Raw genomic sequence first — 18,712 nt, 5'->3', positions numbered from 1 at the left:
GCTTCCCCCCGCCGCGTGCGGCGGGGGGACGGAAAACACACTGACGGCCACCACCCCAGGGCCACTGACATGAACGAGCTCGACCTCAACCAATACATGGACCGCGTCGGCCGCCAGGCCCGCGCCGCGTCGCGCGCCATGGCGCGTGCCTCCACGGCCGACAAGAACCGCGCGCTGCTGACCATCGCGGCTGCCATCCGCCGCGATGCCGACAAGCTCAAGGCGGTCAACGCGCGTGACGTTGAACGCGCCCGCGCCAACGGCCAGGACGCCGCCTTTATCGACCGCCTGACGCTGTCGGACAAGGCCATCGCCACCATGGCCGCGGGCCTGGAGCAGATCGCCGCCCTGGCCGACCCGATCGGCGAGATCTCGAACATGAAGTTCCGCCCGACCGGCATCCAGGTCGGCCAGATGCGCGTGCCGCTGGGCGTGATCGGCATCATCTACGAGTCGCGCCCGAACGTGACCATCGACGCCGCGGCGCTGTGCCTGAAGTCGGGCAACGCCACCATCCTGCGCGGCGGTTCCGAAGCAATCGAATCCAACACCGCGCTGGCGGCGCTGGTGGCCGAGGGCCTGTCCGCGGCCGGGCTGCCGTCCGAGGCGGTGCAGGTGATCGAGACTACTGACCGCGCTGCCGTGGGCCGGCTGATCACGATGACTGAATACGTCGACGTGATCGTGCCGCGCGGCGGCAAGAGCCTGATCGCGCGGCTGATGGAAGAAGCGCGCGTGCCGATGATCAAGCACCTGGACGGCATCTGCCACGTCTATATCGACGCCGCTGCCGACCTGGACAAGGCCGTGCGCGTCTGCGACAACGCCAAGACGCAGCGCTATGCGCCGTGCAACACCATGGAGACGCTGCTGGTGTCGCAGGACATCGCCGCCGCCGCGCTGCCGCCGCTGTGCCGCATCTACCAGGAGAAGGGCGTCGAACTGCGCGTGTGCCCGGCCACCCGCGCCACGCTGGAAGCGGCGGGCTTCACCGGCCTGGTCGATGCCGCGGAGGAAGACTGGCGCCTGGAATACCTGGCCCCGATCCTCGCCATCAAGACCGTGGCCGGACTGGACGAGGCCGTCGCCCATATCAACGAATACGGCTCGCACCATACCGATTCGATCATCACCGAGAACTACTCGGCGGGCATGCGCTTTATCCGCGAGGTCGATTCGGCCAGCGTGATGATCAATGCCTCGACGCGCTTTGCCGATGGCTTCGAGTACGGCCTGGGCGCGGAAATCGGCATCTCCAACGACAAGCTGCATGCACGCGGCCCGGTCGGGCTGGAAGGGCTGACGTCGCTGAAGTACGTGGTATTCGGGCACGGCGAGATCCGCACCTGACGCTCGCGCGCCAACAACAATAACAATCGTTCTCGAACGTCTCTCTGCCGATGCTCTGGGTCAAAGCGCTGCATATTGTCTTCGTGGTCTCGTGGTTCGCCGGCCTGTTCTACCTGCCGCGCATCTTCGTCAACCTGGCCATGGAAACCGACGCCGCCAGCACACAGCGCCTGTTGCTGATGGCGCGCAAGCTGTTTCGCTTCATGACCATGCTGGCGGTGCCGGCGGTGGTGTTCGGGCTGTGGCTGTACCTGGGCTACGGCATCGGCCGCGGCGCGGGGCAGGGCTGGATGCATGCCAAGCTGGCGCTGGTGCTGGTGCTGATCGGCTACCACCACGGCTGCGGCGTGCTGCTGCGCAAGTTCGAGGCGGGGCGCAATACGCGCTCGCACAAGTTTTATCGCTGGTTCAATGAGCTGCCGGTGCTGGTGCTGCTGGCGGTGGTGATCCTGGTGGTCGTCAAGCCGTTCTGAGCCTGGCGCCCGGTCTGTTGTTGCCAATCCTGTTGCGGAACCGAAATGAGCAAGCTGGTTGACTATTACCTGACGCCGCAGTCGCCGTTCGTCTACCTGGGCCATGCGCGCTTTGCCGCCATCGCCGAACGCCATGGCGCGCAGGTGAACCTGAAGCCGTGCGACCTGGGTAAGGTGTTTTCCGTCTCCGGCGGGCTGCCGCTGTCGCAGCGCCCGCCCCAGCGCCAGGCCTACCGCCTGGTGGAGCTGGCGCGCTGGAGCGAATTCCTGGACCTGCCGCTGCATCCGCAGCCGACGTTCTTCCCGGTATCGGGCGACGCGGCCAGCAAGCTGATCATCGCCGCGCAGCTGGCACACGGCACCGCCCGCGCGATGCAGCTGACCGGCGCCATTGGCGCGGCAGTCTGGGCGCAGCAGCGCAATATCGCCGATGCCGCCACGCTGGCGCAGATCGCCGACGAGGCCGGCTTGGACGGCGCCAGCCTGCTCAAGGCCAGCGAGGCGCAGTCGGTGCAGGCGGCCTATGCGCAGAACACCCAGGACGCGATTTCGGCCGGCGTATTCGGCGCGCCGTGGTACGTCCATGACGGCCAGCCCTTCTGGGGCCAGGACCGGCTGGATTTCCTCGAGCGCGCCCTGGCGGCGGCTTGAGCTAAGCTTCGGATAGATCCCCGTCCGCTACGGCGGACGTTTTTGTTTGTAGGATACCCAACACATGACCCAAGCCTTCTTTGCCCCTTGCCCGCGCGGCCTGGAGAGCGCGCTCGCCGAAGAACTGCGCGAGATCGCCGCGATGCCGGGCATGGCCGCGCTGGCGCCGTTCACGGTGCACCAGGAAGTGCCGGGCGGCGTCAATTTCTCGGGCGAGATGGCCGCCGCCTATGCGGTCAACCTGCATTCGCGCATTGCCAGCCGGGTGCTGATGCGCGTGGCGGCGCGCGGCTACCGGCATGAGGACGACATCTATACGCTGGCGCGCGGCGTGCGCTGGGAGCAGTGGTTTTCGCCCGATGAATCGCTGCGTGTGGACATCACGTCGCACAAGTCGCCGCTGCGCAGCCTGAATTTCACCGCGCTGCGCGTCAAGGACGGGGTCTGCGATGCCCTGCGCGAGCGCGTGGGCGCGCGCCCGAGCGTCGATACCGCCAGCCCGGATGTGCGCATTTATGCCCATCTAACCGAGCATGACTGCACGCTGTACCTCGACACCACCGGCGAGCCGCTGTTCAAGCGCGGCTGGCGCACCGAGAAGGGCGAGGCGCCGCTGAAGGAAAACCTGGCCGCCGGCATCCTGCGCCTGGCGGGCTGGGTGCCGGGCCAGACCTTCCGGCCTTTCTACGACCCGATGTGCGGCAGCGGCACCTTCCTGATCGAGGCCGCGCAGGTGGCGCTGGGCATCGCGCCGGGCGGCAGCCGCAGCTTTGCCTTCGAATGGCTCAAGGGCATGGACACCAAGGCCTGGCAGAAGCTCAAGTCGGACGCGCAGCGCGTCCGCATGCTGGCCTCGGCCGATGAACTGCAGGTGGTGGGTTCGGACATCTCCACTGACATGCTGGCCATCACGCGCGCCAACTGGGAGCGTGCCGGCCTGCCGGGCGAGGCGCGCACCAAGCAGGTGGACGCGCGCTTCGTGCAGCCGCCTTTTGAAGAGCCGGGTTTGCTGTTGATGAATCCCCCGTACGGCGAGCGCATCGCGGTGCGTGGCCAGCGCCGCCTGCCAGAGGAAGAGATGCCGCGCGACGAGGTGGAGGAGGCCGCCGCCAACCAGTTCGCCAGTGCCTTTGCCACCACGCTCAAGCAGCATTTCGCGGGCTGGCAGGCGTGGGTGTTTACCGGCGACATGGGTTTCCCGCGCCGGCTGCGACTCAAGGAGTCGCGCCGCACGCCGCTCTACAACGGCAATATCGAATGCCGGCTGTTCCGCTTCGACATGGTGCGCGGCGCCAACCGGGTGCCGCAGGCGGACTGACGGCGCCCGCGGCGCCGGGCGGCGGGGTCAGGGGCGCTTGCGCCCCGTCAGTGCATCCGGATTGCGGCTGAAGTCCGCCAGGAAGCCCTGCAGGCTGACCACCGGCTCCTGCAGCAGGTGGCGCGGCAGGTCGAACAGCGCATAGATGAATTCTTCATTGCCTTCGCAGCGCTCTGCCGGCAGGCAGTATTGTTCCCAGTCCACGCACGCCGGCGTGTACATGCCGTTGCCGGGCCAGAAGAACGGCACCAGCCGGCCTTCGCGCAGGCCTTCGATCAGTGCCGCGGGGGCGTCGTAGGCTTCGGCCGACTCCACCTGGCTCATCAGCCCGGCGCGGGTCTCGATCACCATCAGCGTGGCGTGGCCCTGCGCGGTCAGCAGCAGGATGCCGGCCGGGTTGGGGTACAGGTAGTACTCGACAAAGCCATAGCGCGCGATGAGCTGGCGCACGCGCTCGGTGATGGCCGGATCGGACAGGAATGAGAACGAATGCCGCGTCAGCAGCTCGCGCAGCGTGCGCGACAGCGTGGCGAAGTACGCCTGCTGCATGGCCTCGATTTCCTGGTCCAGCCGCTCGACCATATTGCTTTCATGCTTCTTCACGTAGCGGTCGATCAGCCCGTGGTTGAAGCCTTGCACGGCGATGCTCTCGTCGGCGGTGCCGGTCAGCAGGATGGTCTTGCAGGGCAGGTCCTGCAGCGCCTGGCAGAATTCCAGCCCGTCCATCTGCGGCATCGAATAGTCGACCACCACCACGCCCGGCTGCAGGAAGCGCTTGAAGTCGTGTATCTGGCGGTAGATGCGGTCGATGTCGAGCTGCACGGTGCGCCGCTCGGTCAGGAAGGTCAGGTCGTCGTGCGTCACGCGCACCGGCAGGAAGCCCGGGAAGCGGGTGGCATAGGCCTCGCGGATCCATTGCAGCGCTTCACGCGGATCGGTGAAGGTGATCACCGCGCGCGAGGCATCCATCTGGAACGCCAGGCTGTCGATGAACGACTTGCTGTCATCGACCAGGACGGTCAGGACCGGGTGATGGAAGACCGACAGGTTCCTGTCGTGCGGGTTGAAGGTCATGGAGCGGCGGGCAGGGGTTCGGCGCAGTGGTTAGGCACAGGCGTGGCGCAAGCGGCAAGCCGGTGTGCGCATTCGCAGGCCAGTATAGCGCGCCACGGCTGCCTTGCAAGACAGGCCTTGCAGTCAGGGCCGGCGGCAGGAGGAGCCCGGCGGGCGCCGGGCGGGAGAAGCGCCCGCGGCAGGGCCGGGATGGCCCGGGCCTGCGCGCGGCGCGCGGACGGCCTTAGTCGACCGCCTTGAACATGTCTTCGACCACCTTCTTGGCGTCGCCGAACACCATCATGGTCTTGTCCATGTAGAACAGCTCGTTGTCCAGCCCGGCATAGCCGGCGGCCATGGAGCGCTTGTTGACGATGATGGTCTTGGCCTTGTAGGCCTCCAGGATCGGCATGCCGGCAATCGGCGACTGGGGGTCGTTCTTGGCCGCCGGGTTGACCACGTCGTTGGCGCCCAGCACCAGCACCACGTCGGCCTGGCCGAACTCGCTGTTGATGTCTTCCATCTCGAAGACCTGGTCGTACGGCACCTCGGCCTCGGCCAGCAGCACGTTCATATGGCCCGGCATGCGGCCCGCCACCGGGTGGATCGCGTACTTCACGTTCACGCCCTTTTCCGCCAGCTTCTCGGTCAGTTCCTTGAGCGCGTGTTGGGCGCGCGCCACGGCCAGGCCATAGCCCGGCACGATGATGACCGTCTCCGCATTGCCCATCAGGAACGCGGCATCGTCGGCGGAACCCGACTTGACCGGGCGCTGCTGCTGATCGCCCGTCGCCGCCGCCGCCGTCGCGCCGCCGAAACCGCCCAGCAGCACGTTGAAGAACGACCGGTTCATCGCCTTGCACATGATGTACGACAGGATCGCACCGGAGGAGCCCACCAGCGAGCCAGCGATGATCAGCATCGGGTTGTTCAGCGAGAAGCCGATGCCCGCCGCTGCCCAGCCCGAGTACGAGTTCAGCATCGACACCACCACCGGCATGTCGGCGCCGCCGATCGGGATGATGATCAGCACGCCCAGCACGAAGGCGATCGCCAGCATGATCAGGAACGGCAGCCAGTCCTGCGACAGGAAGAAGATGACGCCGAAGCCCACCATTGCCACCGCCAGCAGCAGGTTCAGCCAGTGCTGGCCGGCGAACACCACCGGCGCGCCCTGGAACAGGCGGAACTTGTAGCGCCCGGCCAGCTTGCCGAAGGCGATCACCGAGCCCGAGAACGTAATCGCGCCGACGAAGCAGCCGATGAAGAGCTCGATGCGGTTGCCCAGCGGGATCAGGTGCGAGCCTGCCGGGCTGATGCCGAACGCCGCCGGCTCGGCCACTGCCGCCACCGCGATGAACACCGCGGCCAGGCCGATCAGCGAGTGCATCGCCGCGACCAACTCGGGCATCTTGGTCATCTGCACTTTCTTCGCCACGTAGGCACCGATGCCGCCGCCGACCACGAGCGCGGCGAAGATCAGCGCCAGGCCCGTGCCCACCGACGACTGGGCCGTGCCCGCCGCGAGGAATTCATTCTTCAGCTTGATGATCAGGACCAGCGTGGTCACCACGGCAATGGCCATGCCGATCATGCCGAAGGCATTGCCCTTGCGCGCCGAGGCCGGGTGCGACAGGCCCTTGAGCGCCTGGATAAAGCAGACTGAGGCCACCAGGTAGAGCAGGGTGACGAGGTTCATGCTGACAAGACCGGTCATCACGCGCCCTCCCTGGCCAGCGCCGGCTTGGCCTCAGGCGCCTTGGCCTTCGGTTCCTTCTTCTTGAACATCTCCAGCATGCGCTGGGTGACCAGGAAGCCGCCGAACACATTGACCGCGGCCAGTGCCACTGCCAGCGTGCCCATCACGCGCCCGACCCCGCCTTCGGTCAGGCCCGCGGCGAGCATGGCGCCGACGATGATGATCGCCGAGATCGCGTTGGTCACCGCCATCAGGGGTGTATGCAGGGCTGGCGTAACCGTCCAGACCACGTGGTAACCCACGTAGATCGCCAGCACGAAGATGATCAGGTTGATCACCGTGTGGTTCACCATCTCCATCGACTTCTCCTCCGTTGCTTTGAATCCGGGATGCGGCGTTTTACTGTGTTTTTTCTTTGCTGCATTACGGCGTGCCAAGGGCCAGTGGCTCTGACTGACGGCGCGCTCCCTCTCCCGCAAGCGGGAGAGGGGAGCAACCCTGCGGCAGGCCGCCATCAGAACTTCTTGATTTCCTTGATGCCGTTGTTCTCGTTCACCAGGATGACCTTGGGCTTGTAGGCGGCGATCTCCTCGTCGCTCATCGGCGCGTAGGTGCAGATGATCAGCTGGTCGCCCAGGTGCGCGCGGCGCGCCGCGGCGCCGTTCAGCGAGATCTCGCCGCTGCCGCGCTCGCCCTTGATGATGTAGGTGGAGAAGCGCTCGCCGTTGTTCACGTTGTACAGCTCGATCTTCTCGAACTCCTTCATGTCGGCAGCGTCCAGCAGGTCCTGATCGATGCCGCACGAACCCTCGTAGTTGAGGTCCGCCTGCGTCACGGTGACGCGGTGGAGCTTGGCGCGGAGCATGATGCGTTGCATGGGTGATACGTCCTTATATTTGATGCAAAAGCAGTGGGCGCACGGCTCCCGTGGAAATTACGCCGCCTCTCGCACGATCTGGCCGTCCCTGCACATCAGGCAGGCCGCGACGATGTCGTCTTCAAGGTTCAGCGTGAACTGGCCGTCCTTGTCGACGACCAGCTTGAGGAAGTCCAGCACGTTGCGGGCATAGAGCGCCGAGGCGTCGGCCGCGACCATGCTGGCCAGGTTGGTGTGGCCGATGATGATGACGCCGTTGTGGTTGACCACTTCGTCGGCCACCGTCAGCGGGCAGTTGCCGCCCTGTGCCGCGGCCAGGTCTACCACCACCGAGCCGGGTTTCATCTGCGCCACGGTGGTTTCCTGCAGCAGCACCGGCGCCTTGCGGCCCGGGATCAGTGCGGTGGTGATGACGATGTCGGCCTGGACGGCGCGCTGGTGCACCAGCTCGGCCTGGCGCTTCATCCAGTCCGGCGGCATCGGGCGGGCATAGCCGCCGACGCCCTGGGCGATCTCGCGCTCTTCATCGGTGAGGAAGGGCACGTCGAGGAACTTGGCGCCGAGCGATTCGATCTGTTCCTTGACCGCTGGGCGCACATCGGAGGCCTCGATCACCGCACCGAGCCGCTTGGCCGTGGCGATGGCCTGCAGGCCGGCGACGCCCGCGCCCAGGATCAGCACGCGCGCGGCCTTGACGGTGCCGGCAGCGGTCATCAGCATCGGCATGAAGCGCTGGTAGTGGTGCGCGGCCACCAGCACGGCCTTGTAGCCGGCGATGTTGGCCTGCGACGACAGCACGTCCATGCTCTGCGCGCGCGTGGTGCGCGGCGCGGCTTCCAGGGCAAAGGCGGTGATGTTCGCAGCGGACATGCGCGCGTTGTTCTCGGCGTCGAAGGGATTGAGCATGCCGACCAGTACGGCGCCTGGCTTCATCTGCGCCAGTTCGGCGGCGTCCGGCGCGCGCACCTTCAAAACCAGTTGCGCGCCCAGTGCTTCGGCTGCGGTGCCGATGGTGGCGCCGACCGCCTCATACGCGCCGTCGGGCTGGCTGGCGCTTACGCCGGCGCCGGCCTGCACGACCACCTTGTGGCCCTGGGCGACGTACTTCTTGACTGTCTCCGGGGTGGCGGCGACGCGAGTCTCGCCGGCCCGCGTCTCCTGCGGGATGCCGATGTACATCGTCAATTTCTCCTTTAGCTGGCGTCTTGTCTGGTTGGGCGGACCGACGGCTGGCCCGTGCGCGCCGCAGGCTTAAGCCGCAGCGCAACAATTTTTTCGCAGCTTACAGGAATCTGACGTTCAACGGTGACCGGCCGGTCGGCTTTTGCGGCGACCGCCAAAGGGTAGTTGCAGCCGGCAATTCAGCACCAGGCGGGCTCATCGGCCGGGGGCCATGGCGGGTCGGCGGCGCTGCACGATGGGCCCGCAACCGGTAGAATGCGGGATTGCCTAAAAATTGAGCATCATGTCAAGTGACTGGAATGCCAGCGTGACCGTTGCCGCCGTGATCGAGCGCGGTGGACGCTTTCTGCTGGTCGAAGAGGAAACCGCCGACGGGCTGCGCCTGAACCAGCCCGCCGGGCACCTGGACCCGGGCGAGAGCCTGATCCGCGCCGTGATCCGCGAAACCCTGGAAGAGACCGCGCACACCTTTGAGCCGCGCGCGCTGCTGGGCTGCTACATGGGCCGTTCGCTGTCGTCGCGCACCGGCACCGATGTGACCTATGTGCGCTTTGCCTTTACCGGCGACCTCGGCTCGCTCGACGCCGGCCGCCAGCTCGATACCGGCATCGTGCGCACGGTCTGGATGAGCGCGGAAGAACTGCGCGCCTGCCCGGAGCGTCACCGTTCGCCGCTGGTGATGGCCTGCGTCAACGACTACCTGGCCGGCAAGCGCTTTGCGCTGGACGCCTTGTACACGCACCCGTCGGCGCTGGCCGCGGCCGTCCCGCTGGGAGTGCAGCTGTGAGTGGTGCGGGAAAACGTGTCGTCGTGGGCATGTCGGGCGGGGTCGATTCATCGGTGACCGCGTGGCTGCTCAAGCAGCAGGGCTACGAGGTCATCGGCCTGTTCATGAAGAACTGGGAAGACGATGACGACAGCGAGTACTGCTCCACGCGCCAGGACTGGCTGGACGTGGTGTCGGTGGCCGACCTGATCGGCGTTGACGTGGAGGCGGTCAACTTTGCCGCCGAGTACAAGGACCGGGTCTTTGCCGACTTCCTGCGCGAATACTCCGCCGGGCGCACGCCCAACCCGGACGTGTTGTGCAATGCCGAGATCAAGTTCAAGGCCTTCCTCGACCATGCCATGTCGCTGGGGGCGGAAACCATCGCCACCGGCCACTATGCGCGCGTGCGGCAGAACGCGGCCGGCCGGTTCGAGCTGCTCAAGGCGCTCGACCATACCAAGGACCAGAGCTACTTCCTGCACCGGCTGAACCAGGCGCAGCTGTCGCGCACGCTGTTCCCGCTGGGCGAGATCCCCAAGACGCGCGTGCGCGAGATTGCCGCCGAGATCGGCCTGCCGAACGCGAAAAAGAAGGACTCCACCGGCATCTGCTTTATCGGCGAGCGCCCGTTCCGCGATTTCCTGAACCGCTACCTGCCGACCAAGCCGGGCCCGATGAAGACGCCCGAGGGCAAGGTCGTGGGCGAGCATATCGGCCTGGCCTTCTACACGCTGGGCCAGCGCAAGGGCATTGGCCTGGGCGGCAGCCGCGACGGCAACGGCGATGCCTGGTATGTGGCGCGCAAGGATATGGCGAACAATACGCTTTACGTGGTGCAGGGCCACGACCACCCGTGGCTGCTGACGCCGGTGCTGACCGCGTCGGACCTGTCCTGGGTGGCCGGCGAGCCGCCTGCCGCGGGCGCGCCGATGGCGGCCAAGACGCGCTACCGCCAGAGCGATGCCGCCTGCACGGTGCAGGCGGTGGACGGCGACGCGCTGACGCTCGGGTTTGCCGAGGCGCAATGGGCGGTTACGCCCGGCCAGTCGGCGGTGCTGTATGACGGCGACATCTGTCTGGGCGGCGGCATCATCCAGTAAGCGCTGCCGCTGCACGAAAAAACACCCGCTCGAGGCGGGTGTTTTCTTGTCGGCCGCTGCGGATCAGCCGCGCGGCGGCTCCGTATCGATAAACGACTGGCGTTTGGACAGCTTTTCCTCCAGCGCCGCCAGGTTGGGATGGCTCTCGCGCCAGGCGATCTCGGGGAAGCGGAAGTCCAGGTAGGACAGCGCGCAGCCCACCGCCACGTCGGCCAGCGAATAGTGCGTGCCAGTGCAGAAGGGGCGGTCGGCCAGGCCGTGCGCCATGGCCACCAGCGCCGCGTCGATCTTGCCGCGCTGGCGTTGCACCCAGCGCTCGCTGCGCTCGTGCGGCTCGCGCTGGGTTGCCTCCAGGCGCACCAGCAGCGCAGCGTCTAGCAGGCCGTCGGCGAGCGCCTCCCAGCAGCGGACTTCCAGGCGCTCGCGCCCGCCCTGCGGGATCATCCGGCCGACCGGCGTCAAGGTGTCGACATATTCGACGATCACGCGCGAATCGAAGATCGCGCCGCCGTCTTCCATGACCAGGCAAGGCACTTTGCCGAGCGGGTTGAACTGGCCGATCCTGGTCTCGGGCGACCAGACATCCTCTTCGATGAGCTGGCACTCGATCTTTTTCTCGGCCATCACCACGCGCACCTTGCGCGCGTAGGGACTGGTCCGGGACGCATACAGCTTCATGTTCTCCCCTTGAGCTTGTTATGAAGTGCATCGTCGCTCTGCGGCAGCGGCGGTGGGGCACGCGGCTTGCCCGATGCACTTCATAACAGGCTACTGGAACGGCGTGCGCGAGTATACCCGCGGTGCGTGGCGAATGCGGGCTTGCGCACCGATGCCCCGCGGCGGCGCTTTACCGCTGCCCGGAGCCGGGGCAGGGGTGGTAAAATCCCGCGTTGCGCAGCGCCGGCGGGCCTGCCGGCATTGCGTTTTGGACGCATCCGGCCGCATAAAGTCGCTTTTTCGATCCCTCCCGCCGCCAACGCTGACAGCGCCAGCCCCCGCGGCGCGCCTTGTTCGTCGCCTTCTTCCATTGCCTCCCTTTTCCCGGTTTCCAGCATGACCTCCTCTTCGCTTTCGCCGCTCACCGCCCTGTCCCCGATCGATGGCCGTTACGCCGCCAAGGCCGATGCGCTGCGCGAATGGCTGTCCGAGGCCGCTTTCATGCGCAACCGCGTCAAGGTCGAGGTGCACTGGCTGATCGCGCTGGCGCAGGCCGGCCTGCCCGACATGCCGAAGTTTTCGGCCGCCTCCGAGGCCGCGCTGCTGGCGCTGGTGGACAAGTTCAGCGAGGCCGATGCCGCCCGCATCAAGGAAATCGAAGCCGTCACCAACCATGACGTGAAGGCGGTCGAGTACTGGCTCAAGGAACAGGTCAAGGGCAACGCCGAGCTGGAAGCCGCCAGCGAGTTCATCCACTTCGCCTGCACCTCGGAAGACATCAACAACACCTCGCACGGCATGATGCTCAAGGGCGCCCGCGAGGGCGTGGTGGTGCCGGCGCTCAAGCGCGTGCACGCCCGCCTGGTCGAGCTGGCCAGGCTCAATGCCGCGCAGCCGATGCTGTCGCGCACTCACGGCCAGCCGGCCAGCCCGACCACGCTGGGCAAGGAAATGGCCAACGTGGCCGCGCGCCTGGCGCGCGCGATCCAGCGCATCGAGCAGGTCGAGCTGCTGGGCAAGATGAACGGCGCGGTGGGCAACTACAACGCCCACCTGTCGGCCTACCCGACCTTCGACTGGGAAGCCTTCTCGAAGCAGGTGATCGAGACCCGCCTGGGCCTGGCCTTCAACCCCTACACCATCCAGATCGAGCCGCACGACTACATGGCCGAGCTGTTTGACGCGATCGCCCGCGCCAACACCATCCTGCTCGACCTGAACCGCGACGTCTGGGGCTATATCTCGCTGGGCTATTTCAAGCAGAAGACCAAGGCCGGCGAAATCGGCTCGTCGACCATGCCGCACAAGGTCAACCCGATCGACTTCGAGAACTCCGAAGGCAACCTGGGCCTGGCCAACGCGGTCCTGCGCCACTTGTCCGAGAAGCTGCCGCTGTCGCGCTGGCAGCGCGACCTGACCGATTCGACCGTGCTGCGCAATATCGGCGTGGCCTTCGGCTACAGCCTGCTGGCCTATGAGGCCTGCCTGCGCGGCCTGGGCAAGCTGGAAACCAACCCCGAGCGCCTGGACGAAGACCTGGACAACTGCTGGGAGGTGCTGGCCGAGCCGGTGCAGACCGTGATGCGCCGCTTCGGCGTGCCCAACCCGTACGAGCAGCTCAAGGAGCTGACCCGCGGCAAGGGCATCTCGCGCGAGGCGCTGCAGACCTTCATCAACGGCCTGGCGATCCCCGACGACGCCAAGAAGCTGCTACTGGACATGACGCCCGCCAGCTATATCGGCAAGGCCGTGGTGCTGGCCGAGCGCATCTGACGCCACATTCCGCCCCCGAATCGGGGCGACGTGCTGCAAAAGCCATCCGTGAGGATGGCTTTTTGCTTTTCTGGCGCAGCGCGGCCGGCAGGTCGCTGCGGCTTTGTGCCGCTTGCGACAGAATGTCACTTCAAAGCATTTGAATAACTTAATGAAGGACTGTCCTTCATCGGCGCACAGCCCGCCGCAATAATGCGAGAATCGTAAGCGCACGGGCGGGTCCGCCCTCGCCGGTGCCTTCCCCAAAATTGTGAAACGCTCCTGCGCGAGCGAGAGGAATCCGATGCGTTCTACCGCCAATGCCCCCACCGGCTACGGTGCCACCGCGATCGCCTTGCACTGGGTCATTGCGCTGGCGATCTTCGCCGCGTTCGGGCTCGGCCTGTACATGACGGGCATTCCGGGACTGACGCCGACCAAGCTCAAGCTCTACTCCTGGCACAAGTGGCTGGGCGTGACGATCTTCGCGGTTGCCGTGCTGCGCGTGCTGTGGCGTGCAACCCATGCGGCACCGCCGGTGGCGCCCGGCACGCCGGCCTGGCAGGCCAGGGCTGCGGCCGGCGCCCATCACCTGCTGTACCTGCTGATCGTGATCGTGCCGATCAGCGGCTACCTCTACAGCTCGGCCGCGGGCGTGCCGGTGGTCTACCTGGGCCTGTGGAAGATGCCGGCGCTGCTGGAAAAGAACGACGAACTGAAAGAAGTACTGAAATTTGTCCATATCTGGCTGAACTACCTGATGGCGGCTGTGGTCGTTGTCCATGCAGCGGCGGCGGTCAAGCACCAGTTCGTCGACCGCGACGGCACGCTGGGCCGGATGCTGCCGTTCCTGCGCTGAGGCGCCGCCCCGGCCAACTTTTTCCGTACCGCGGCGCGCTGCGCCGACCCTGACAGGAGTTTTTTGAGATGAAACGCAATTCCCGCCGCGGCTCGCTCGTCATCGCCGCCGTCCTGGCCGCCTCCGGCATTGCCGCCAACCTGGCCTGGGCGCAGGTTGACGCCGCCAAGAGCTCGGTGACCGCGGTCGCGCGCCAGATTGGCGTGCCGATGGAAGGCAAGTTCAAGAAGTTCGATGCCGCGGTCAGCTTCGACCCGGCCAAGCTGGCGACCTCGTCGGCCAAGGTCGAGATCGATGTGTCCAGCTTCGAGATCGGCGACGCCGAGACCACCAAGGAAGTGAAGGGCAAGGACTGGTTTGACGCCGCCAAGTACCCCAAGGCCGTGTTCCAGTCCACCAGCATCAAGAACGGCACGCCGGGCAAGTACGACGTGGCCGGCAAGCTGACCATCAAGGGCAAGACCGTGGACGTGGTGGTGCCCGCCACCTACCGCCAGGAAGGCGCGGTCCAGGTGTTCGAGGGCGCGCTGCCGATCAAGCGCACGGTCTTCAATATCGGCGACGGCGAATGGAAGGACACTTCCGTGGTGGCCGACGACGTGCAGATCAAATTCCGTATCGTGCTGGCCAAGAAGTAGGAAGCAAGGCCGGTATTCCGCTGACGTACCCAATCGACGTTCCTGAGAACGTTCCGCCCCAACCTGATTTGTCGGGAGATTTCATGAAACTGCGTTTCCTCGTTGCCGCCGTCGCGGCCATTTCCGCAACTGCCGCTTTCGGCGTGGCTTCGGCCAATACCGTGACGTACAACCTCGATCCGACCCACACCTACCCGAGCTTCGAGGCCGACCACCTGGGCGGCCTGTCGACCTGGCGCGGCAAGTTCGACAAGTCCAGCGGCGTGGTCACGCTGGACCGTGCCGCCAAGGCGGGCTCGGTCGAGGTCAAGATCGACCCGGCTTCGATCGATTTCGGCAATGCCAAGCTGAACCAGCACGCCAAGGGCCCGGACATGTTCGACGTGGAAGCCTTCCCCGAGGCCGTCTACAAGGGCAAGTTCTCCAAGTTCAAGGGCGACGTGCCGACCGAGGTTGACGGCATGCTGACGCTGCGCGGCGTGTCCAAGCCGGTTAAGCTGGAAATCCGCGACTTCAAGTGCATCCAGCACCCGATGCTCAAGCGCGAAGCCTGCGGCGCCGACGCCGTGGGCCATTTCAACCGTGCCGACTTCGGCCTGGACTATGGCGTGAAAATGGGCTTCAAGCCCGAGGTCAAGCTCGCCATCCAGGTGGAAGGCGTGCGCGCGGACTGAGCGTGCCAGCCCGCTGCGCCGGGCTTCCAGGCAGTCAAGGCCGGCCATGCCGGCCTTTTTTGTTGTCCGGCATCATTCAGGCGCCTGCCAGGGCACTTGGTTGTACGACCCCCGACGGGCACAGTACAATGGCCCGCGGCAATTCCTCCTTGATCGGGGCAATGCTACTCCTGCCAAGGCGGGGGCAGCCATGCCCGCAACCGGCTAAAGCGCATCACTATGAGCATTCGCTGCATGTCCCGATACCGGTAGCCATCCCCGCGACCTCCTCGCCCCTCATGCTGTACCTGGCCGTTCCGCCTTGCCTGTACGGTCCGCAGCGTTTCTCGGTTTTCCCTGGCGCAATACCGTGTATTCCAAAACGCAAATCGATCCGGTAGTTGGTTTCCGCAACTCGCAGGGCGAGCAGGTGCGGGGCACGATCATCAATCTCCAGAGAAAGTCTCTGGTGATGGAAATCTACAATCCGTATTCGATCGTGCAGGTCAGCGAGGTGCTGAGCGAACTCAGCGTCCGCATGGGGGCCAAGAACGCCTACCTCGGCAAGGCCGTGGTGATGAGCCTGGTGAACACCGGCCTGACCGCCGTGGTGTCGCTGACGCTGATCGACGAGTGGCGCGAACTGACGGACCTGACCAACGAGCCCAAGTCAGTCGCGCGCGAAGCCGAGCTTTTTGTGCAGGACTGGGACACGCGCTTCAATATCCGGCGCGACTACCAGATCGTGGTCAACGAGATGCGCGCGTTCCTGTCCGAAGTGTCGCGCTGGGTCGAGCAGGTCGACATGACCGAATCGCTGCCAAAGATTGAAGGCAAGCTCCGCGAGGACGTCTTCTACGAGCTGGCCACGCCCATCATGGTCAAGACAAAGACCTACCTGGATTGGCTTGAGGGCGAGGCCCAGCGCGTGGATCCGGAGATCGCGCCGGTGCACCGCACTTACGCGCAGTCGGCGCTGCACCCGCTCTTGCTGCGGGCGCCGTTCGTATACCGCACCTTCACCAAGCCGCTCGGCTATGCCGGCGACTACGAGATGGTGAACCAGATCCTGAACGACCCGCAGCAGGGTCCCACCACCTATTTCCAGATCGTCAACACCGCCTTCCTCAAGGCGGCGGTGGCGACCGCGCACCGCAACCGCATCGAACTGCTGATCGATTTCCTGACGCGCCAAGCCGATCGCGCGCGCGCCGCTGGCCGGCCGTTCCGCGTGCTCAACGTGGGCTGCGGCCCTGCCTTCGAGATCCAGCGCTTCGTGCGCGAATACCCCAACCCCGAACTGCTGTCGTTCCAGTTGGTCGACTTCAGCGAAGAGACGCTGGAGTTCACGCGTAGCACGATCGAACGCTCGGCCACCAGCGCCGGGAGCAAGGTTGCCGTCGAGATGGTGCACCAGTCCGTGCATGAACTGCTCAAGCGGCGCATCTCGCCGGACGATACCAGTGCAAGGGAGTTCGACGCGGTCTATTGTGCGGGCCTGTTCGACTACCTGTCCGACAAGGTGTGTACGCGGCTACTCTCGTATTTCGCCTCCCGCTCGCGGCACGGAGGGCAGATTCTGGTAACCAACGTCCACGTCGACAATCCTGAGAAATTCGGCATGGAACACCTGCTGGAGTGGTACCTGATCTACCGCGACGACGCGGGCATGGCGCAGCTACTGCCTGAAAATTCGCACTCGCACCGCATTTACGGCGATGCCACCGGCGTCAACGTATTTGCGGAAGCCACCATTGACTGAAGCAGTCCTTGCGGGGCACGCCATGAGCACCAACCAACTCTACGCCGGCTACCAGTCCGAGCTGGCTGACTTTCGCCTGGCATTCAGCCGTGGCGGCGCCTATACCGCGATCGCGCTGGTTCTGCTCGGCGTCGGACTCGATTACGGCCAGTATCCGCAGCAGCAGCTTGCCTTCGGGGTGGCGCGCGTGCTGGTGTCGCTGTTGATCGCGGGCGTGGTGGTGGTGCTGTACAGCGCTGCGGGGCGCCGCTTCGCGCCATGGCTGACGCTGACGTGGCTGCTGCTGCCACAGATCATGATTGCGTGGATGATCTGGCAGACTGAAGGGGCGCAGTCGCCATACTACGTCGGGCTTAACCTCGCGATCTTCGCGTCGGGCATCGCGCTGCCGTTCGGCTTGTGGCAGAACCTGGTGTTCGGCGTGCTCTCGTACCTGCTGTACGTACTGGCATGCCTGTTCCACCCCGGCGGCATCGAGCCGGTGGGCGCTTTTATCGCCAATTCACTGTTCCTGCTGTTCGCCGCGGCGGCCAGCGGGGTCTATACCTTCTTCAACGAGCGGGCGCGCTTCATGTTGTTCCGTCTGAAGGACGAGGTCGCCGAGAAGAATACTGAGCTCGAGGTGATCAACCGCCGGCTGGCCGACATCAAGGGCCAGATGCTGCAGCAGGAGAAGATGGCCGCCATCGGTACGCTGGCGGCCGGGCTGCTGCACGAGGTGAACAACCCGGTCAACTTCTGCCTGATGGCGATCGAGGTGGCGATGGAAGAGCCGCAGGCCAAGGAGAACCCTTCGCTGGAAGAGTGCCTGGTCGACGCCAAGCAGGGGATGCAGCGCATCCAGCATATCGTCTCCGACCTCAAGACCTTTGCCTACCGCAAGCCGGGCGCCGAGGTGGAAGGCACGCCGTTCCTGTTCGAGAAGGCGCTCGATTCGTCGATCCGGCTGACCGCGCATGAGCTGCGCGGCGTCAGCCTCAGCCGCGAACTGCCTGCCGACACCCTGGTGCTGGGCGACGAGGCGGCCATCATCGGCGTGTTGATCAACCTGTTCTCGAATGCCGCGCTGGCCATGCGCAAGGCGGGCACGGCCGCGCCGGCGATCCATACCACGGCCCGGTGGGACAACCACCGCCTGCACATCATGGTGCGCGACAACGGCCCTGGCATCCCCCAGGAAAACCTGGCGCGCGTGTTCGAGCCGTTCTTCACCACGCGCGAGGTGGGGCAGGGGCTTGGCCTGGGCCTGTCGATCAGCTACGCGGTGGTGGAGCGCCACGGCGGGCAGCTGTATGCCGAGAGCGAACTGGGCCAGTGGACCGCGTTCAGCTTCGACCTGCCGCGTGCGGAGTAACCAGCCATGAGCGAAGTGAAGCAGGCACGGCTTGCCGTTCTCTATGTCGACGACGAGGAGATGGCCCGCAAGTATTTCGCCCGGGCCGCCGGCGGCGACTATGAGGTGCTGGTGGCAGACGGCGCCGACGAGGCTCTGGCAGTGCTGCGCGCGGACCCTGCCCGCGTGGCGGTGCTGGTGACCGACTTCCGCATGCCCGGGCGCGACGGCGGCCAGCTGCTGCGCCAGGTGGCGCAGGAATACCCGCAGATCGTGCGCATCCTGGTCACGGCCTATGCCGACAAGGATGTGCTGCTGGAAACGGTCAACAGCGGCGAAGTCTTCCGCATCCTGGAAAAGCCGCTGAGCGTGGCCGACCTGCGCGAGGTGCTGGCACGCGCCGCCGAGCGCCACCGCGAGCGCACCCTGCGCCAGCACCGGCTGATGGCGATCGACGAGACCCTGGCCTTTCTGGCGCACGAACTGAACACGCCGCTGGCGGCCATCGCCAACTTTGCCCACGGCATCCGCGGCCGTGTCGCCGGCGAATACAGCGCTGGCCGCCAGGCCGAGATCGGCCAGGCGG

Annotated in this window: 19 protein-coding genes; 13 read left to right on the top strand and 6 right to left on the bottom strand. The window is 65.8% G+C overall.

Annotation, left to right across the window (positions count from 1 at the left end; translation table 11 throughout):
- Positions 1-69: 69 nt before the first annotated feature.
- The 4 genes from AC1Q7H_RS02920 to AC1Q7H_RS02905 all read left to right on the top strand — a co-directional run bounded on the left by AC1Q7H_RS02920 (position 70) and on the right by AC1Q7H_RS02905 (position 3,792).
- Positions 70-1,350, top strand: a complete 1,281-nt coding sequence (locus tag AC1Q7H_RS02920; protein WP_013957964.1) for a glutamate-5-semialdehyde dehydrogenase — start codon at positions 70-72, stop codon at positions 1,348-1,350.
- Positions 1,351-1,400: 50 nt separating this feature from the next.
- Complete coding sequence (locus AC1Q7H_RS02915; RefSeq protein WP_013957963.1) at positions 1,401-1,823, top strand: CopD family protein; 423 nt, start codon at positions 1,401-1,403, stop codon at positions 1,821-1,823.
- Between the two features lie 45 nt (positions 1,824-1,868).
- The gene (locus AC1Q7H_RS02910) at positions 1,869-2,474 is read left to right on the top strand and encodes a 2-hydroxychromene-2-carboxylate isomerase (RefSeq protein WP_013957962.1); all 606 of its coding nucleotides are present in this window, start codon (positions 1,869-1,871) and stop codon (positions 2,472-2,474) included.
- A 64-nt stretch (positions 2,475-2,538) separates the two neighbouring features.
- The gene (locus tag AC1Q7H_RS02905) at positions 2,539-3,792 is read left to right on the top strand and encodes a THUMP domain-containing class I SAM-dependent RNA methyltransferase (RefSeq protein WP_013957961.1); all 1,254 of its coding nucleotides are present in this window, start codon (positions 2,539-2,541) and stop codon (positions 3,790-3,792) included.
- Between the two features lie 27 nt (positions 3,793-3,819).
- Here the strand turns inward: AC1Q7H_RS02905 and AC1Q7H_RS02900 are convergent, their stop codons facing one another.
- The 5 genes from AC1Q7H_RS02900 to AC1Q7H_RS02880 all read right to left on the bottom strand — a co-directional run bounded on the left by AC1Q7H_RS02900 (position 3,820) and on the right by AC1Q7H_RS02880 (position 8,600).
- Entirely contained in the window at positions 3,820-4,866 is a 1,047-nt protein-coding gene (locus AC1Q7H_RS02900; RefSeq protein ID WP_010813222.1) for a response regulator, read from the bottom strand.
- 223 nt (positions 4,867-5,089) lie between these two features.
- A complete protein-coding gene (locus tag AC1Q7H_RS02895; RefSeq protein WP_211982330.1) occupies positions 5,090-6,562 on the bottom strand; it encodes an NAD(P)(+) transhydrogenase (Re/Si-specific) subunit beta in 1,473 nt (490 codons plus the stop codon).
- Positions 6,562-6,903, bottom strand: a complete 342-nt coding sequence (locus tag AC1Q7H_RS02890) for an NAD(P) transhydrogenase subunit alpha part 2 (RefSeq protein ID WP_013957959.1) — start codon at positions 6,901-6,903, stop codon at positions 6,562-6,564. Before AC1Q7H_RS02890 ends, AC1Q7H_RS02895 begins: the two co-directional genes overlap by 1 nt.
- Positions 6,904-7,058: 155 nt before the next feature.
- Positions 7,059-7,421: an aspartate 1-decarboxylase gene (gene panD / locus AC1Q7H_RS02885; RefSeq protein ID WP_013957958.1), complete on the bottom strand. Its 363-nt coding sequence runs from the start codon at positions 7,419-7,421 to the stop codon at positions 7,059-7,061.
- Between the two features lie 57 nt (positions 7,422-7,478).
- Positions 7,479-8,600 (bottom strand): Re/Si-specific NAD(P)(+) transhydrogenase subunit alpha, encoded by a 1,122-nt coding sequence (locus AC1Q7H_RS02880; RefSeq protein WP_013957957.1) that lies wholly within the window; start codon positions 8,598-8,600, stop codon positions 7,479-7,481.
- 286 nt (positions 8,601-8,886) lie between these two features.
- Between AC1Q7H_RS02880 and AC1Q7H_RS02875 the strand changes: the two genes are divergently transcribed.
- A complete protein-coding gene (locus tag AC1Q7H_RS02875) occupies positions 8,887-9,390 on the top strand; it encodes an NUDIX hydrolase (protein WP_013957956.1) in 504 nt (167 codons plus the stop codon).
- Positions 9,387-10,472, top strand: a complete 1,086-nt coding sequence (gene mnmA, locus AC1Q7H_RS02870; protein ID WP_211980281.1) for a tRNA 2-thiouridine(34) synthase MnmA — start codon at positions 9,387-9,389, stop codon at positions 10,470-10,472. The genes AC1Q7H_RS02875 and mnmA overlap by 4 nt, the downstream gene beginning before the upstream one ends.
- Positions 10,473-10,535: 63 nt before the next feature.
- Here mnmA and AC1Q7H_RS02865 read toward each other — a convergent pair whose 3' ends face one another.
- Entirely contained in the window at positions 10,536-11,150 is a 615-nt protein-coding gene (locus AC1Q7H_RS02865; RefSeq protein WP_013957954.1) for a glutathione S-transferase C-terminal domain-containing protein, read from the bottom strand.
- A 375-nt stretch (positions 11,151-11,525) separates the two neighbouring features.
- On the opposite strand from AC1Q7H_RS02865, the gene purB reads away from it, so the two are divergent.
- From purB to AC1Q7H_RS02830, 7 genes are all read left to right on the top strand, one after another.
- A complete protein-coding gene (gene purB, locus AC1Q7H_RS02860; protein ID WP_013957953.1) occupies positions 11,526-12,902 on the top strand; it encodes an adenylosuccinate lyase in 1,377 nt (458 codons plus the stop codon).
- A 283-nt stretch (positions 12,903-13,185) separates the two neighbouring features.
- Positions 13,186-13,740 carry a cytochrome b gene (locus AC1Q7H_RS02855; RefSeq protein ID WP_114133767.1) on the top strand — a complete coding sequence of 185 codons (555 nt, stop codon included), beginning with the start codon at positions 13,186-13,188 and terminating at the stop codon, positions 13,738-13,740.
- Positions 13,741-13,808: 68 nt separating this feature from the next.
- Entirely contained in the window at positions 13,809-14,378 is a 570-nt protein-coding gene (locus AC1Q7H_RS02850) for a YceI family protein (protein ID WP_013957951.1), read from the top strand.
- An 83-nt stretch (positions 14,379-14,461) separates the two neighbouring features.
- On the top strand, positions 14,462-15,052 hold the full coding sequence (locus AC1Q7H_RS02845) for a YceI family protein (RefSeq protein ID WP_013957950.1): 591 nt from the start codon (positions 14,462-14,464) through the stop codon (positions 15,050-15,052).
- 349 nt (positions 15,053-15,401) lie between these two features.
- Positions 15,402-16,793, top strand: coding sequence for a class I SAM-dependent methyltransferase (locus tag AC1Q7H_RS02840; RefSeq protein ID WP_211980280.1), 1,392 nt, complete (start codon positions 15,402-15,404; stop codon positions 16,791-16,793).
- Positions 16,794-16,815: 22 nt separating this feature from the next.
- The gene (locus AC1Q7H_RS02835) at positions 16,816-18,147 is read left to right on the top strand and encodes a sensor histidine kinase (RefSeq protein WP_013957948.1); all 1,332 of its coding nucleotides are present in this window, start codon (positions 16,816-16,818) and stop codon (positions 18,145-18,147) included.
- 6 nt (positions 18,148-18,153) lie between these two features.
- The coding region (locus tag AC1Q7H_RS02830) for a response regulator (protein WP_492380946.1) at positions 18,154-18,712 on the top strand (559 nt) is incomplete at its 3' end.

Source organism: Cupriavidus sp. GW823-FHT06D04 (assembly GCF_058795055.1).
The sequence above is the reverse complement of the archived record's forward strand: the minus strand, read 5'-3'. Positions and strand labels throughout refer to the sequence as shown.